Source organism: Hyphomicrobium sp. 01T421, assembly GCF_056398805.1.
Genome location: NZ_JBFTQC010000003.1, coordinates 174544 through 191744 on the forward strand (window position 1 = coordinate 174544; position 17201 = coordinate 191744).

A 17201-nucleotide genomic window follows, 5' to 3' on the forward strand; every position below is an offset into this window, starting at 1 on the left:
TTTTCAAACGGACGATCGCAATGATCGAGACTACTCCCGCCGCGCTCGAAGTTTCCGACATCTCCGAAGCGTCTGAAACGTCCGCGCCGATCGAAACCGATGCCGTCGTTATCGGTGCGGGACCGTGCGGTCTCTTCGCCGTTTTCGAATTGGGTCTTCTCGATATCAAGACGCACGTCATCGATATCCTGGACCGGGCTGGCGGGCAGTGCGCGGAGCTTTATCCCGAGAAGCCGATCTACGACGTTCCGGCGCTTCCGGTCGTGACAGGTCAGGAATTGACCGACCGGCTGATGGAGCAGATCAAGCCTTTCGGTCCGCAGTTCCATTTCAATGAGCGCATCGACGGCCTGAGCCGCGAGGCGGACGGCCGCTTCCGTCTCACGACCGACGCCGGAACCGAGTTCCTGGCTAAAGTGGTCGTCGTCGCTGCGGGTGGCGGATCCTTTACGCCGAAGCGGCCGCCGCTCAACGGCATCGAAGAGTATGAAGGCAAATCGGTCTTCTATTCGGTGCGCAAAATCGAAACGATGCGCGGGCACGACATCGTCATCGTCGGCGGCGGCGATAGTGCTCTCGACTGGACGCTCAATCTCGCGCCGGTTGCCAAGAGCTTGACGCTGATCCATCGTCGCGACGAGTTCCGCGCCGCGCCGCATTCGGTCGAGAAGATGCGCAAGCTCGTCGAGGAAGCGACAGTGCGTCTGATGATCGGTCAGGTCACGGCGCTTGACGGTGCGAACGGTCAACTGACGGCGCTCGACGTCAAGACCGCGTCAGGCATGGAGCGCATTGCCTGCTCGGCCATGCTTCCCTTCTTCGGGCTGACGATGAAGCTCGGACCGGTTGCCAACTGGGGGCTCAATCTTCATGAGAACCTCGTTGCCGTCGATACCGAGCGTTTCGAGACGAGCGAACACGGCATCTTCGCCATCGGCGACATCAACACGTATCCGGGTAAGCTGAAGCTCATCCTATCAGGCTTCCATGAGGGTGCTCTGATGGCTCAGGCCGCTCATAAGATCGTCTATCCTGACAAGAAGCTGCTGTTCCAGTACACGACGTCGTCATCGAGTCTGCAGAAGAAGCTCGGCGTAAAATAACGCGTTATTTCTCAGCGGCGGCGGCGATTTTCGCGCCGTCGCGCATGAGCTGCCGCAACGGTTTCGGCAGCTTTTTGAGCGCTGTTTTGATACGTGCGCGGAGAAATCCAAGGTAGACCCTTGCGTAGATTTCGCCCTTCAGCGTGAGCGGCATCACCCAATCGACGACGGAATCTGCCTTCTCGCACCAGTCGAATTTATAATCGTCGCCGGGGGCGAGCATATCGCAGGCTTCGAGGCCGTCAGCGTATCCGTCCTTCAGACTCTGCTCGAGGAGCAATACGCCGGCGCCGGATTTTTCGTACTCGAGATTGAAGGCGATCAAATGCATCGCGATGCGCGCTTTGCAGGCGAAGGATACTTCGAGTGCCGCGATCTCGCCGTTCGATTTCAAAGCCGAGACGATGCAGCCGGCCGGTTTCGCTTTGCCTTCGGCCAGATCGGCGAAGAGATCCGCCAAGCGCCGATCGGCGATCGCGTTCGACAGCAAGCCGCGGGATTTGAGCCACTCGGCCTTGAGCGCGACAGCCTCGACGGCAAGTTGACGTGCTTCCTCCCCGCCGCGGAGGCGGAGAAATTGCATCGGGCCTTTTTCTTCGAGCCGGCGGAAGAGGCGGCGGCGGTTCTTTCGGGTCTTGCTCGAATAACGTTGTTCGAAGGCGGGAAAATCCGCCGCCGACGTCAGATTCATGTAGGGCGCGACCAGCCGTTCGGCGGCCGTGGCGCCGAGTTCATTCATAAGTAGAGCGACGTTCGCGTCCTCCCGGACGCGGCGCAGGCGGAGGATGTCGGCACCCGATTGGGTGCGCAGTAAATCGAATGCAGCGCGCAGGATCGCGTCTTTATCCGGAACATTCTCGATGAGGGCGTCGCCGTATTGGCTAGCAGATCCGCCCATCCAGAAGACTTGCGTAATGCCGCGCATGCGCTCGGAAACGAGGGGGAACACCATGATGAGGCGATCGTCGCGGCGCGCCGTGATGAGCAGAAGTTTCAGTGTACTCGGCCGGCCGTCTCGCTCTTGCAGATAATGATTGGCCCAGTGCCAGCAGAAATTGAAGGTTTGAAATACGTTCGTCGGCTTGCCGGATTTAGCGAAAAGATCATTCCACTCTGTTTCGAGCGCATCGAACGCTGCACGATCAGTGATAAGATCAAATTCGCAAAACGTTGGATGCACGGCCGAGACGGCGCGGCATTTCTCGATGGCTGGCCGCTCGAAAGACGTCAGCGTGCGGGCGGCAGTGGTCATCATGGGCCAGCGCGATCTCGGTGGCGGGGCGGGCCCGCAGTTTCAGGATTTCCTTCCGATGGTGTAGCGGGCAAACGTTAGATGAGCGTTACGCCGCGCAATTCTGACTGATGTCCTTACGCGTGTGCGATTTCGAGAAATGCTAGGACAGTCAATAAAGCAGCGCTCGCCGCGATCAGGACCTTGCCGCGCCGTGTGGGTGCTGCGGTTCCCATTACCAGCGCTGCGATGAGCACGGCTGCAGATAAAAGATTGATCGGAACGAGGGCCGCCGGGCCGATCGATCCGCGGCTCGCCGGATACTCCAGCCCGATCCAGATGCTGGCCGCGATAGCCACCGAAAGAGCGCCGACGAGGCGAGGCCATAGTCCAGTGGCAGGTCGCGCGAGTCCCGCAATTGCGAGTGCCGCGAGTGGAACGATCAAAAGTACGAAACCAGCGAAACCTTTGATGATGATTTCGGCCCAGAGGATCTGCTGCACGCGAACATCCGGCAAAGCGCGATTTTCGAGATCAGAGGATTGGTTCGTCTCAGTTCTCGAAGACTTGCTTCATGTTGACGCCTTCAGAACTGTTCGAACCGCCGCCGCCCCAGCCGCTGAGCAGTCCTTCTTCCTCGACGGGTTCGGGCGGTGAGGGCGTGTAGTCACCTGCGAGATGACGCGTCAGCGCGAGTTTGATCTTCGCGACTTTCAGTTCCGAGCAATAATCTGCGCCCTTTTCAGCAAGTGACTTTGAGACACCGTTGAAAGACGCGTCGTAAACCTGCGTGAGCTTCGCGGCATCCGGAGGATTGGCGGCAGTTTCGGTCGACAGGAACTGATTTTTAAGTTTCGCCGGATCGAAATTATATCCGCACTTGATGGCGCGAGCCGATGTCGCTGCAACATCCATGGTGCGCGCGACGGGATCGTTTGCATTGGCGTTTTCTGCAGCCGCTTTCGAGCCGCCTCCCAAGAGGGAGCCGGTCGATAGACTGGGCAGCGACGCGCCGCAGCCCCCAAGGGCTGCAGTCGAGACAGCTACGAGAAAGATTCTGACGTGTTTCATTGGGATGTTCCCCCCACCCCGGATTTCTAAGCCATTGTCCCCAGGCCAAGCCCAAGGTCAATGATTAGAATCGAGTTAGCCACATTCGGAGCCTAATTGTTTCCGGCGCAACTCGATAGGGCCGATGGGATGTTACGCACCAAAGTACGTCCGAACGGCGTTCTTAACGCATCAACGCACGCATTCCGGCATCGAGACCGTCGAGTGTCAGGGGAAACATTCGGCCGTCGAGAAGCTGACGCACGATGCCGATGGATGGCGTCCACTCCCAATGCCGTTCGTCGACGGGGTTCAGCCAAATGGCGTGCTTGTAGATATCGGCGACCCTTTTCAGCCACACGGCGCCGGGCTCTTCGTTCATATGCTCCACCGAGCCGCCGGGGACGCTGATTTCGTAGGGGCTCATCGAGGCATCGCCGATGAAGATGACCTTGTAGTCGGCAGGGTAGGTGTGGAGCACCTGCCATGTGTCGATCTTGTTGGTGTAACGGCGGGCGTTGTCTTTCCAGACACCTTCATAGAGGCAATTGTGGAAGTAATAATATTCGAGATGCTTGAACTCCGCGCGCGCCGCGGAGAACAGGTCTTCGACCTCGCGCACATGATCGTCCATCGAGCCGCCGATATCGAAGAACATCAGGAGCTTTACGGTATTGTGCCGCTCGGGGCGGAGACGAACGTCGAGATAGCCCTTCTCAGCGGTGCCGCGGATCGTGCCATCGAGATCGAGTTCTGAAGCGGCTCCGGAACGCGCGAATTGGCGTAGGCGGCGAAGCGCGACCTTGATGGTGCGGGTGCCAATTTCGGCAGTGCCGGCGAGATCCTTGAATTCCCGCTTGTCCCAAACCTTGATGGCGCGCCGATGCCGGCTCTCGTGCTGGCCGATGCGAATGCCGGCGGGATTATATCCGTATGCGCCGTAGGGTGAGGTTCCGCCGGTGCCGATCCACTTGTTGCCGCCCTGGTGGCGCTCTTTCTGTTCGGCGAGGCGCTTTTTCAGCTCCTCCATGATTTTGTCCCAGCCGCCGAGTTCATCGATCTTCCTTTTGTCCTCTTCGGACAGGTGCAGCGTGCTGATACGGCGGAGCCATTCCTCGGGAATTTCTGCTTCGATTGCTTCGGGCAAAAGGTCGATGCCTTTGAAGACGTGCGCGAAGATCTGGTCGAAGCGATCGAGGTTGCGCTCGTCCTTCACGAGGGTTGCACGGGCGAGATAGTAGAAGTCCTCGACGCGTCCGCCCGCAATGCCGGTGCCAACGGCCTCGAGCAGCGTGAGGTATTCTTTCAGCGTTACCGGCAGTTTGGCTGAGCGGAGCTCAGTGAAGAAAGTCTCGAACATGTGAGAGAAATAAGCACTTTGGCGCGCCGGGACAATGCGCCAAGGGGGCCCACAACGCGAAGAAGCCGCCCGATGGGCGGCTTCTCGTATCCGGGTATTTACGGGCGGGAGATCAGTAGTTGATCAGAGCACCGAACGATACGTACTGGAAGTCGTCGAACCTAATGTTGCTGTTGTCATCATATTCGAGATGGCGATACTTGACCCACATCGACATTGCTGCGGCGTCGATCTCTTGGACGATACCGAGGCCCCATAATTTGGTGGTGTCCTTATTCGCAGCGCTGAAGTCGCCGAGAGCGGTGAAGCCGTCAACTCCGGACGCTGCGAAGATGCCTTCACCGTGAGCGTGCTCATACTCGCCGTAGAGGATGGTGTGGCCCAGCGGGTTCCAGCGCTGACGGATGCCACCCTTCAGGTACCAAGTTTCGGACTGGCCTCTGCTGCCGGTCAAGTTCGTCGCATCGTCGTAGTCATCGTGACCGTAGGCGCCGTAGATCCACAAGCCGGTCGGAACGTGCTCGGCATAGCCTGCAGCCTGGAAGTACTGCTGTGTGTTATTAAGGACTACGAAACCGCTCGACGTGTTGCAGCATAGCTCGTCAGTGCTTTCAGTATAGGACGCGACGGCTGCAACCTTGATGCTGTTCCATTCGCCAGCATAGCGCGTGGTGACTGCCCAGAGGTCATCCTCACCCCACGATGCGGATACAGAGAAGCCGCCAAACGTTGGTGAGTCGTAGCGAACGACGTTACGCGGGACACCTGCGCAGTCACCCAAAGCACCGCCCCAGCTCTGGCAATAATTGCCGCCCCAGACCGCGGGCGACAGAGAACCCGAACCCTTTTCGCGGATGAAAAAGCTGTTGTAGTCGAAGGCCACCCAGTTGGCCGGGACGAGCGTGCCTGAACCGTCAACGAGGATTGCCGAGTTATCGGCCGCGTCGGACTGCTTACCGACCGAGACCTTGCCCAGCTGATCGCTCTTGACGAACCAGAACGATTGCAGCGTGCTGACGCCATTGACCGTGGCGGGCCTGAGCAGAGCGTTCGGACCGTCGACGACGTTCTGACTTGTCGTCAAGCTATCCGAGCCGACAGCTTCAAGATGTAGAACGTAACCAGCGTACCAACCCGGCAAAATCGTTGCCTGGCCCGTGAACTTCACGTGGCTGGCAATCGTCGAGCCGAGGTCGGTGACGTAGGCGTTCGATTCACGGCCGTCGTCCCACCACATGACCTGCTGGCCGACCCAGCCGGAGACCGTGAGTGAGACCTTGCGGTTGCCTTTCCGCGCCGTGGTTGCTTCTAGTTCTGCGATTCGCTCCTCGAGATCTGCGCAGCAGTTGCCGCCTAGGTCCGCAGCAGAGGCGCTCGAGGCGAAACCGCCAGCGAGGACGCCTGCAGCGACCAGAGCGCCTACCCGAAATTTCGTCATTTCTACCTTCTCCCGTCTTCAGCACTTCTAGTCCTGGACGCGGTACTTCGGCGTTCGCCGCAGTCGGCCACTGATGGAGGAGCCCGTTGCGGGACACCGGCAAGTGACTTCGCCGCTTGAGGGGAGATTAGCGATTCGCGCTTGCGCAACAATTCAGGTTTGCAATTTGCGGGTTTATTCTTGGCAGGTGCAAGAAAACCTCATTTAATTCAATTGTCCGAGTGCGGACGAAAATCTGATATTCCAATCAAAGCGTTGATGAATTCGGCAATGATCCAATCGCAACATGTGCTTGTTGCGTCTATGCCACAGCGGCGAAATTGTGAGACACAAAAAAGGCCGCCCAAATTGGGCGGCCTTCCTATTCTGAGTTCAGGCGGGTCGGATCAGTAGTTGATCAGAGCACCGAACGAGACGTACTGGAAGTTGTCGTAACGCTGGCCAGAGTTGTCGTCGAAATCAAGGTGACGATACTTGACCCACATCGACATCGCAGCGGCGTCGATTTCCTGGACGATACCTGCGCCCCAAACCTGGGTGCGGTCATGCAACGAAGAGTCTTCGAAGATATTCGAGGTCTGCGAGAAGAAGTTGCTGCCCTTGATATGCTCGTACTCGCCGTACAGTACCGTGTGACCGAGCGGGTTCCAGCGCTGGCGGATACCGCCCTTGCCGTACCACGTTTCGGACGATCCAAGGCTGCTGTCGCTGTATTCGTCGTGGCCGTACGCTGCATAAGCGAAGAGGCCAGTCGGAACGTGCTCAACGTAGGCGCCAGCCTGGAAGTACTGCTGGGTCTCGTTGCCGAGATTGAAGCCCGCGACCGCGTTGATGCTGTTGTCGGTGCTTTCGGTGTAAGACGCTACGCCCGCCACCTTGAAGTCAGCCCATTCGCCAGCGTAACGCGTCGTGATGGCCCAGATGTCGTCTTCGCCCCACGATGCCGACACGGAGAAGCCGCCAAACGTCGGTGAGTCGTAGCGAACGGTGTTGCGAGGAACGCCCGCGCAGTCACCCCAAGCGCCGCCCCAGCTCTGGCAGTAGTCACCACCCCAGTGGCCGAACAGAGCGTCCGAACCCTTGACGCGGATGCCGAAGCTGTTGACGTCGAACGCCACCCAGTTAGCGGCGACGAGCGAACCCGAACCGTCAACGAGGATTGCTGCGTTATCGGCCGCGTCGGACTGCTTACCGACCGAGACCTTACCCAGCTGGTCGCTCTTGACGAACCAGAACGACTGCAGCGTGCTGACGCCGTTGCCCGTACCAGTCAGTGCGTTCGGACCGTCGGGTTGGCCCTGGCTTGTCGTCAAGCTGTCGGAGCCGGTGGCTTCGAGATGCAAAACGTAACCTGCCGTCCAGCCCGGAAGGATCGTTGCCTGGCCCGTGAACTTCACGTGGCTGGCAAGCGTCGAACCGAGATCGGTAACGTACGCATTCGATTCACGACCGTCGTCCCACCACATGACCTGCTGACCAACCCAGCCAGAGACCGTGAGCGAAACCTTGCGGTTGCCCTTGCGTGCCGTCGTTGCTTCTAGTTCTGCGATCCGCTCCTCGAGGTCTGCGCAGCAGTTCCCCCCGAGATCAGCCGCAGATGCACTGCCAGCGGACAGGCCACCTGCAACCAGGCCTGCTGCTACCAGCGCACTCAGACGATATTTGTTCATGAATTTAGCTCCCGTCTGCTTCGACTTGAGGAATGACGGACGGAACAGACTGTTCAGCCCAACACTCTTCTTCACGTAGTGCTTATTGTTAACCGTCCTCAAACCCGTCTTCAGCGGCGTACGGGCTTCCCCCCGAATTGCCGCTCAGGCCGTATCTATAAGCAGATCCGTTTCCGTCCGTGAACAGGATTAGACGTGTTGGCGATGGAATGGCGTGGGATTGTGACTGAAAGGTCACGAGCGCTGAAGTTGCCACACGATGGTCACTTGCGAACCGAATTTCAGCCGAATTGATTTTGTTGCTTGCCCAAGCGGTTGCAATTCGAGATCGCCACAACGTGTGCGTTGAGCACATGCATTATCATAAAGACGACCCTATGCACGGCGATTGAATAGTGGGGTCCTTACGGTACGCCAAGAGCATTCTCAGAAGAGATTTTGACTGTGTGCTAATTGCATCAGTGAGTCGCGGGTGATTCGGGCTAAATACGTTGTTCAAAAGCGGGTTAGTGCATTAAAGATAAAAGGCAAATGCCTTTTCTGTAATAACGATTGCGGGCGGTTCAATAGCGGTTGAAAAGTAGGTGTCGACCTAATTATGCTCGACGTGAAAGTCACACGCGTCGGGGGCTTCCGTGGAAAATCTGCCACAATCATCCGCTACCCATTTTGAGACCGGCCGCCGGGGGCGCTTGTGAACAGCGAGAGGGCGGTACGTACGCACCGCAGGGGTTGGCTGATATCGGAAATGACAGGTAATTTCGTTGATCGCCGCGCATTGCTCGAAAGGGCGGTGGCGGGAAGTTTTGCTCTTGGGCTCGCTAAGTTGGCCCTGGCAGTCACTGAGTCTCACGCCGAAGGGGAATCCGCGCCAGCGCCGGCACAGGCACAACCAAGCCCGCAGGGCATGGCGTTCGGGCAGACCACGTTGAAGGCCGAAGCGAAGAGGCTGGCAGACCAGCCGTTTTCCAAGCCGACCTTGGACGCTCTACCGGCGCCCTTCAACAAGCTCTCGTATGATCAATATAGAGACATCCGGTTTCGTTCGGAGAAAGCGATCTGGAAGGGCGAGCATCTCGGCTTTCAAGTTCAGCCGTTCGCGATGGGGTGGCTGTACGATGTTCCGGTCGATCTCTGGGTCGTCGAGAACGGCAAGGCGACTCGACTCGTCGCCGACAGCAACATGTTTTCCTTCGGTCCGCTCATCGGCCCCGGGCCGGATGCCGCGCCATTCGGATTTTCGGGATTTCGGATTCACGGCCCGATCAACCGTGCTGACGCCTTCGAAGAATATACGGTTTTCCAGGGCGCGAGCTATTTGCGTGCCGTTGGGCGGGGAGAGAATTATGGCGCTTCCGCAAGAGGGTTAGCTCTCAACACCGCACAACCGGCAGGCGAAGAGTTTCCGTTCTTTCGAAGCTTCTGGATCGAAAGACCGAAACCGCTCGCAACCGAAATCGTCGTCCATGCGTTGCTCGACAGTCAATCTACGACCGGCGCTTACCGGTTTGCGATCGCACCCGGAGAGACGACGGTTATGGATGTCGAAGCGACTTTGTATCCGCGAGTGGCACTCAGTCATGTCGGCATCGGTCCTTTGACGAGCATGTTCTTCCACGGGCAAGCGAGCCAACGGCGGACCGAAGACTTCCGTCCAGCTGTCCACGACAGCGAGGGGCTTGCGCTGGTGAATGGCAGCGGCGAGCGGCTCTGGCGTCCTCTCAATAATCCCAAGACTCTGCAACTCAGCGCTTTCATGGACAAAGATCCGCAGGGATTCGGGCTTTGGCAGCGTGATCGTTCGTTTCACAACTACGAAGACCTCGAGAGCCGTTACGAACGGCGCCCGTCGGTGTGGGTGGAACCTCAAGGACCGTGGGGCGACGGTTCCGTCGAACTCATCGAGATTCCCATCGAGGATGAGATCCACGACAACATTGCGGTCTACTGGAAGCCAGCGAAGGGTCTCGCCGCCGGTGGCCCGCATCTGTTCAACTACAAAATCTATTGGGGTCCCGATGTGCCGACGTCGTGGTCGGGCGCCCGCGTCGTCAAGACGCGGGTTGGAGGCGGGAAAAAGCCAGGCAGCATCGTCTTCGTCATCGATTTGACAGGACCTTTGGTCAAAGATGCGAAGGACTTGCCTGCTGTCGACCTCTCGGCGAGCGCGGGCAAGGTTTCCAACGTTTCTGTCCAGCGGAATCTCGAAATCTCAGGTGTTCGAGTGACGTTCGAACTGGCGCCCGGCGACAGCCAACTCGTCGAGCTGCGTTGTGTGTTGAAGGCAGGCGATCAGGCGGTTTCGGAGACTTGGCTCTATCGATGGACGAAGCCGTAAACGAGAACTTCATCGGCGAGGTGCTTCCCGCATCTCCCCATTCCAGTCATCGTCGCGACGCCGGTCCGTGGCGGCATTTGCCACATTCGGCGCCGCTCGACATGCCTATCCAGGATTTCGCGAAGCCGGTTGAGGTGGTCGCCGAAATCAGGCGCCGGGGATATTGGGTGCCTCGCACGGCGATCTTCGCCGGCGCCGCGGTGCTGACGGCAGCTTTCGCGCAGGAACTCTTCAGCATCCTGTCGTTCGTCGTCATCACGCCGGTTCAGTTCCTCTTTCTGATTCTTTCGACCATTGCCTTCGGATGGATTGCGATAGGCAGCTTGAGTGCTGCTCTCGGTTTTCTTCCGCTCTTCACGGGCGATAGGCCAGACTCCATCGAGCCACCGCTCCCGACGTCGTCTTTGACGTCGCGCACCGCGCTGCTGTTTCCGGTCTATCATGAGGACCCGGCGCGGATTGCGGGCGCCGTCGAAGCAATGGTGCGTGAGCTCGAGCACCTCGGGCGGAATCAGAAGTTCGATGTGTTCATCCTCTCCGATACGCGCGGAGATGACGACGGCACCAAGGAAGCGGCGGTCTATCGTGCTCTCAGCGGGCAACTCGATGAGATTGCATCGATCTATTATCGGCGCCGCATCAAAAACACCGGGCGCAAGTCCGGCAATATTGCTGACTGGGTCGAGCGGTTCGGCGCCGCGTACGAATCGTTCATCATTCTCGACGGCGACAGCGTTATGTCGGGCGGAACGCTTGTTTCGCTCGCCGCCGCTATGGAAGCCGATCCCAAGGCCGGTCTCATTCAGACGGTGCCGCGACTCGTGGGCGGCGAGACGCTGTTACAGCGCCTTCAGCAATTCGCCTCCAACACCTACGGACCATCGGTTGCCGCGGGCCTCGCATTCTGGCATCGCGACCAGGGCAACTATTGGGGCCACAACGCCATCATTCGTACGGCCGCGTTCGCCGAGGCTGCCGGGCTTCCCGAGCTTGCCGGCCGCAAGCCGTTCGGCGGCCATATCATGAGCCACGATTTCGTCGAGGCCGTGCTGCTTCAGCGTGCGGGCTACGGCGTGCACATGATGCCGTCCCTCGAAGGTTCCTACGAGGGGATGCCACCCAACATTATCGACGTCGTTGCGCGGGACCGGCGCTGGGCGCAGGGCAATCTGCAGCATCTGGCCATCGTCTCGCAGCCGGGTCTGACGCCAATGGGCCGGCTGCATCTCGGCATGGGGGCGGCCTCGTACCTGATTTCTGGCGTATGGGCGATGTCGCTCATCGTCGGCGTCGTGCTGGCGCTCCAGGGCCAGCAGATGATCCCCAGCTATTTCCGGGACGATAAGACTCTTTTCCCGATCTGGCCGACCATCGATCCGGGTGCCGCCTTGCGTCTCTTCATGGCGACCATGATCGTCGTGCTGCTGCCGAAAGCTCTCGGTCTGTTGCTTGCCTGGCAGCAGGCGCGGAGAGAAGGGACGTTCTTCGGGGCGATCCGCGTGACGATCGGCGTTTTGGTCGAGACGGTCTATTCGATGCTGATCGCGCCGATCTTCATGGTGACGCAGACGGTCGGTGCGGCCGAAATTCTGGCCGGGCGCGATTCGGGCTGGAACGCGCAGAAGCGTGGCGACGGCGCGCTGACGTTCGACGATGCGATGTGGTTCGCGCGCTGGCACACCGCGATCGGCGGCATCGTCGGCGCGATTGCCTGGACCGTATCGCCCGCATTGCTCGCGTGGATGTCACCGGTGATTCTGGGTCTCGTTCTGGCGGGTCCCGTCAGCTGGCTGACATCGTTGAGGGCGGGAGCCTTCGAGCGATGGGCGCTTGCGACGAATGAGGACCGGAAACCGCCCGCCGTGCTCGTCGATGCCGGCCACCGGTCGCGCGATTGGGCGCGAAAGATCGCGACGCCTGGCGGCCTGACGCAGCAGCCGGATGCAGCCGCGGCGTAGACGGGCGCGTCTCACTTCTCAGACTTGCTTCTCAGACTTGTTTCTCAGACTTTTCGGAGCCGCGCAGCGATCGCAGCAGCTCATTGAAGATTTCGCGGACCCGCAGCGGTTCGGCATCGAGATAGGGAAGAGGCCGGATCACCTCGACGGCGACGACGCCGAGGCGGGAGGTCAATGCGCCGTTGAACGCGCCTTCTCCAAGGCGCCGCGATAGTCTCCGCAATACGTCCTGGCCGACGAACTGGCCAAGAAGATCGTCGGTCATCGCGATGCCGCCGGTCACGATGATGTGGCCGACGACGAGGCGGGCGAGACGTAGCGCACCGAGGACGCCCGGCCGGCCGCCGTAGAGCCCGGCGAGCGTGCGGAACATCCGCACGTTCTCGACGAGGACGAAGCCCATGGCGATCCACATGATCGGGGAGAGCGCGGTGACGGTCGCCACGCGCTTCGCTGATTTCAGGATGACACGCCGGCTTTCGCCATCAATGGGGCGGAGAAGTTCGCGGTCTGCCAGACGCAGCAACTCGCCCGGTTCGAGCACGTCGCCGGTATGGTCCTTTACGCGCGCCAAGCCCCAGGCCAGATCCGGGCGGCCGCGGTAGTGAGCGAGAAGAGCGGCGACGGCCTTGCGCTCGCCCGGGAGGTTGGGTTTCGCAATGGTGTCGCGGACGAGTGCGCGGAGTTTCGCCAGCCGCGCCAGCCGGCGGAAACCCAGGAGCTCGCGCAATACGATGCCGAGCAGCGCCAGGGCGATGATCGTCATCAACCCAAAAGCGACCCAGCCGACCCAGTCCTGTCGTTCGAGCGCGATCGAGACGAACCGCGTGAACCACACGCCTGCGGCCAATGACGCGAGGGCCGCCATCGCGGAAAAGAGAATGCTGCCGAAACGGAAGCCGCGGTTGATATCACTCACCGTCAGGCGCCGGGCGGGAACGGAGGCGCGCCTGGATGTGACCGCGCCGCCGCCGGAGACGGCGTCGTCGAGTTCCGGTTCGTCGGCGATGTCGTCGAGCGGAAAGACGCGGGGCTTTCTCGGCGGCGGCTGATCGTTCTCGAATGTCATGCGAGATAATCCGAAATCAGGAAATCGAGCGCGCGGTCCAATCTGATATGCGGAAACGCGGTCGGCTTGCCATCGGAAAGCGTGTCGACCAGCTTGGGCGGGGCAAAGCGGACAAGTTCGAGGGACGCAGATTTCGCGTGGCGCGCCGCGTTGAGGGCGGCTGCCGGATCGGCCGGGAGGTCGCCGGGAAAAATCGCTACTTCCTTGACGCCATCGAAGGTGACGCCGCCGATCCGCTCACCTTTGATCGGCGTGCCACGAAGGCAGGGCAGAATTTCCCCGCCTTGTTTGGCCGTCGCCTCGCGCGTCGCACGCAGCGCCGAGAGCGCTAAAGCGTGAACGCCGGCGCCTTCGGTTTGGGCGCGCGTAACGGCGTCGTCGACGATTGCTTTCAGGAGGGCTTCGAGGCGGTCGTGGCTCGATGCTGGAAGATGATCGGCCTTCGTCGCAGCAAACAGCACGCGATCAATCTTGCGTCCAAGAAACATCGAGAGCCACGAGTTGGCGCCGGGCCGGAAGGCTTTCAGGATGTCGGTCATGGCGTGATCGAGATCGCCCACCGCTTCGGCGCCACGGTGAAGCGCGGTCAGAACGTCGATCAGCACGATCTGGCGGTCGAGGCGCGCGAAGTGATCGTTGAAGAACGGTTTGACGACGGACGACTTATAGCTTTCGAAGCGGCGCGCCATCATCGCCGCGAGCGATCCGCGTGGCAGGCGCTCGTCCGACGCGAGCGGCATCGGAAAGAACGTAAGAAGAGGAGATCCTTCCAATTCGCCGGGCAGCAGGAAGCGGCCGGGTGCGAGCGTCGATTGCGCGCCGCTGCCGCGCGTAGCCCGCAAGTAGGCGGTGAAGAGCTTGGCGCCGGTCATGGCGATCTGCTCGTCTTCCGCTGCGGCGGGGTCGGTGCCGGCGAGAAAACCGAGAAAGGGTTTCGCGAATTCGGCGCGCGACGGCGCGCTGGCGAAGCCCAGTGCTTCATTCGAAAATGCCCGGTAATCCTGCTCGAGGAGCGGCAAGTCGATCAGCCATTCGCCGGGATAATCGACGATGTCCACGTGCAGCTTCGAAAGTCCGATGGCGCGCTTCAGGGCGTAAGCCGAGCGATATTCGATGGTGACGCGCAATTCCGAAATGCGCTTCGTGCTCTCGGGCCATGATGGCGGAGAGGACAAGAGATCAGCGAGGTGGGCTTCGTAGTCGAAGCGGGGAACGCTGTCGTCGGGCTGTGGTTCGAGGTAGGCGCGGACGATGCGGCGCTCGGCGTCGGGCGCAAAGAACGGCAGGCGTCCTCCCGCAACGAGATTGCGAACGAGAGCGGTGATGAAAACCGTCTTGCCGGCGCGCGACAGTCCGGTCACGCCCAGACGCACCGACGGCGTCAGGTAATCGGCGAAACGCGCCTGCGCGTCTTTCAGAAGTTCGGAATAGGAGATGTCTGCCAAGTGGAGCCGCGCATGAGCCAAGAGAAAGGGAGCGGAAAGCCCCCTTTAAGTGGCGTAACTTGCGGGCGTCGACAAGGCGCTTCAGAGCCGTGCCCGGCGGCGTGGAGCGGCTAATCCGTGAAAGCCGCTCATCTGCAAAGGCTCAACCGTAAAAAACGACGGCGACGCCTGCCGCCAGTACAACGACGGCCATCAGCATGATGGCGCTCGATCGAAGAAACTCGGCCACGGTCCTCTCTCCCTTAGTCTGGTTCACAACGCGTGTTGGGACCTAGAATAGGCTCTGGGATTGAATAGGCCGTGAAGCAGGAGTTCAGCCAACGTTCATTCGCCGCGCGATGATCTGACCGACGGCGAGAGGATGCGTTGCTGCCCGTTTTGGAGGCTGCCCGGGCTCAGGCGTCGTGGGCTTTTCGGACTTCGAAAATTTCCATGATGCGGCAGCCGCGATGCGGGCCGTCGACGACGAACGTCCATTTGCCTTCGGTGAAGGTGTCGCACATCTTTACGCCCTTCACGAGGATCCAGTGCCCTTCTTTGCCCTTATGGATCGCCAGGATGTAGTAGGCCCAGGCGTTCCGCGGCTTTTGCATCCAGGTCCAGAGCGTCGGGCGTTCCTTGCGGGCGCGATGCATGTGGCTTTCCTTCAGCTCCATGCGGTAGCCGAAATAGGAAAGGGCAGCTTCGACCTCGTCGGCGTAGGTTCCTTTGACGACAGGTTTGCGGTGCGGCGGCAACTCGCGGCCTTCGCGAATGACGTCCTCGATCTTGGAGATGCCGAAGCCCGTGATAGCGGAAAGGACATAGGGCCCGCAGAATGCGACCCGCCCGGTGTCGTTCTTCGCCGAGTCGAGGCTCGACGCCGGCCAGGCGGTTGAAAAGCGATCAGCCATAATGAAAATGCCCTATACAAGTAACGACGGGATGCTCGTTCGATACGGTTAAGCAAACGTTAACGATCCAGGAGCCCTCCCCAGCCATGGCAGAACGCGTGAACGTTTCTTTCTTTCAAGAATTGATGGCGGCAGTCGCCGAGCAGGGGCGTGCGCTGCTGCCGAAAGCGCTGTTCGGCGAGGCCGGCGGAGAATCGATCGAGGTTCTGTCGCGGGCGCTGATGTCGGGACGGGGTGAAGCTTCCGGCGTGGCGATTGCTCGCCAGCTTCTCAATCAGCTCAAGAAAGCAACGAGCGAGGAACGGCTGCAGTTCTTCCGGTTTCTCGCTGACGATCTACAACCCAATCCCGCGCAGGTGGCGGATGCCGCCAGGGCCTATCTCGATTACCCGTCAGACAAGACGCTCGCCAAGCTGCAGAAGGCTTCGTACAGCCCGCGGCTCGAATTTTTCCGCCGCTTGAATTTAGCGGCTGGAGCGACAGCGGAAATCGTCGCGCTGCGCAGCGATCTCGTTCGCCACATCAAGTCGGACGACGCGCTCGCGGCCGTCGATGCCGACCTCGAAAGGCTTTTGACGTCGTGGTTCAACCGCGGCTTCCTCGTTCTTCGCCGCATCGACTGGCAGACGCCGGCGGCTATTCTCGAGAAGATCATCGAATACGAGGCGGTGCACGAGATCCGCGGTTGGGATGATTTGCGCCGCCGTCTCGATCCCAAGGATCGGCGCTGCTTCGCCTTTTTCCATCCGGCGCTCGTCGACGAACCGTTGATCTTCGTCGAAGTCGCCTTGATGCGCGAGATGCCGGACGCCATCGCGACCGTGCTCGACGGGCGCCGCTCGGAGGACGATGCGCCGCCGACGACCGCGGTCTTCTATTCGATTTCCAACTGCCAGGACGGCCTTAAAGGCATTTCGTTCGGCAACTTCCTCTTGAAACAGGTGGTCGAGGATCTCGCGCGGGACGTGGCGAGCCTCAAGACGTTCGTCACGCTTTCTCCGGTTCCAAGCTTCGCGCGCTGGGCCGACCGGGCGCTCGCGAGCGGCAGCGACGTGCCGATCTCGGCCGCCGACCGGCAGGCTCTATCGCGGTTGCGCGACCCGCGTTGGGTCGAGGAGACGGCGAAAGACGCACCCGGAACGGACGAGCTCAAGTCGGCGCTGATGGGCCTTGCGGCGCATTATTTTCTTGTCGCCCGGTCGAGCGACGATCGGCCGGTCGATCAGGTCGCGCGCTTTCATCTTGGCAACGGCGCGCGGCTCGAGCGGTTGAACTGGCTGGCGGACCCGTCCGAGAAGGGGCTCCGCGAGGCGCACGGTCTGATGGTCAACTACCGGTACGATCTGGCCGAGATCGAACGCAATCACGAGGCGTACGCTTATGACGGCACGGTGGCCGCATCCCGCATCGTTCGTTCCCAATTGAAACCGGCGGCCAAGCCCAAGGGGCTTTCGACGATGCCGGATCTTCTCGCGTTACCTGGTACGGGGAAGACAAAAAAGGGCCGTCCGGAGGAAACCAAGCCGTAGCGGATATCGTTTCGGATCGGCTCTACACGAACCTTGTAAAGGCCTCTCGCGCGTGCAGTATGCGGCTTGGGATTGCGGCTCGCGCACCGGTTGAGGCTGTGCGCCTCCAACCGCAAT

At 60.3% G+C, this 17201-nt stretch carries 13 protein-coding genes; 4 read left to right on the plus strand and 9 right to left on the minus strand.

Annotated features, from left to right (window positions below):
* Nucleotides 1–20 precede the first annotated feature (20 nt).
* A complete protein-coding gene (locus AC1DK3_RS17785; RefSeq protein ID WP_477193581.1) occupies nucleotides 21–1103 on the plus strand; it encodes an NAD(P)/FAD-dependent oxidoreductase in 1083 nt (360 codons plus the stop codon).
* 4 nt (nucleotides 1104–1107) lie between these two features.
* On the opposite strand, the gene AC1DK3_RS17790 is transcribed toward AC1DK3_RS17785, so the two are convergent.
* From AC1DK3_RS17790 to AC1DK3_RS17815, 6 genes are all read right to left on the minus strand, one after another.
* Entirely contained in the window at nucleotides 1108–2358 is a 1251-nt protein-coding gene (locus AC1DK3_RS17790; protein WP_477193582.1) for a GNAT family N-acetyltransferase, read from the minus strand.
* Nucleotides 2359–2471: 113 nt separating this feature from the next.
* Nucleotides 2472–2837, minus strand: a complete 366-nt coding sequence (locus AC1DK3_RS17795) for an ABC transporter permease (RefSeq protein WP_477193583.1) — start codon at nucleotides 2835–2837, stop codon at nucleotides 2472–2474.
* Nucleotides 2838–2886: 49 nt separating this feature from the next.
* Complete coding sequence (locus AC1DK3_RS17800) at nucleotides 2887–3405, minus strand: hypothetical protein (RefSeq protein WP_477193584.1); 519 nt, start codon at nucleotides 3403–3405, stop codon at nucleotides 2887–2889.
* A 163-nt stretch (nucleotides 3406–3568) separates the two neighbouring features.
* Nucleotides 3569–4744, minus strand: coding sequence for a vWA domain-containing protein (locus AC1DK3_RS17805; protein ID WP_477193585.1), 1176 nt, complete (start codon nucleotides 4742–4744; stop codon nucleotides 3569–3571).
* Between the two features lie 112 nt (nucleotides 4745–4856).
* Nucleotides 4857–6182 (minus strand): porin, encoded by a 1326-nt coding sequence (locus AC1DK3_RS17810; protein ID WP_477193586.1) that lies wholly within the window; start codon nucleotides 6180–6182, stop codon nucleotides 4857–4859.
* Between the two features lie 386 nt (nucleotides 6183–6568).
* A complete protein-coding gene (locus AC1DK3_RS17815) occupies nucleotides 6569–7852 on the minus strand; it encodes a porin (RefSeq protein ID WP_477193753.1) in 1284 nt (427 codons plus the stop codon).
* Between the two features lie 748 nt (nucleotides 7853–8600).
* Here AC1DK3_RS17815 and AC1DK3_RS17820 point away from each other — a divergent pair.
* Nucleotides 8601–10190: an OpgD/OpgG family glucan biosynthesis protein gene (locus AC1DK3_RS17820; RefSeq protein WP_477193587.1), complete on the plus strand. Its 1590-nt coding sequence runs from the start codon at nucleotides 8601–8603 to the stop codon at nucleotides 10188–10190.
* On the plus strand, nucleotides 10175–12148 hold the full coding sequence (mdoH, locus tag AC1DK3_RS17825) for a glucans biosynthesis glucosyltransferase MdoH (RefSeq protein WP_477193588.1): 1974 nt from the start codon (nucleotides 10175–10177) through the stop codon (nucleotides 12146–12148). The genes AC1DK3_RS17820 and mdoH overlap by 16 nt, the downstream gene beginning before the upstream one ends.
* A gap of 31 nt (nucleotides 12149–12179) precedes the next feature.
* On the opposite strand, the gene AC1DK3_RS17830 is transcribed toward mdoH, so the two are convergent.
* From AC1DK3_RS17830 to AC1DK3_RS17840, 3 genes are all read right to left on the minus strand, one after another.
* Complete coding sequence (locus AC1DK3_RS17830) at nucleotides 12180–13217, minus strand: YcjF family protein (RefSeq protein WP_477193589.1); 1038 nt, start codon at nucleotides 13215–13217, stop codon at nucleotides 12180–12182.
* On the minus strand, nucleotides 13214–14662 hold the full coding sequence (locus AC1DK3_RS17835; RefSeq protein ID WP_477193590.1) for a YcjX family GTP-binding protein: 1449 nt from the start codon (nucleotides 14660–14662) through the stop codon (nucleotides 13214–13216). The genes AC1DK3_RS17830 and AC1DK3_RS17835 overlap by 4 nt, the downstream gene beginning before the upstream one ends.
* A gap of 395 nt (nucleotides 14663–15057) precedes the next feature.
* Complete coding sequence (locus tag AC1DK3_RS17840; RefSeq protein ID WP_477193591.1) at nucleotides 15058–15555, minus strand: hypothetical protein; 498 nt, start codon at nucleotides 15553–15555, stop codon at nucleotides 15058–15060.
* A gap of 86 nt (nucleotides 15556–15641) precedes the next feature.
* Between AC1DK3_RS17840 and AC1DK3_RS17845 the strand changes: the two genes are divergently transcribed.
* The gene (locus AC1DK3_RS17845) at nucleotides 15642–17084 is read left to right on the plus strand and encodes a malonyl-CoA decarboxylase domain-containing protein (protein WP_477193592.1); all 1443 of its coding nucleotides are present in this window, start codon (nucleotides 15642–15644) and stop codon (nucleotides 17082–17084) included.
* Nucleotides 17085–17201: the final 117 nt, after the last annotated feature.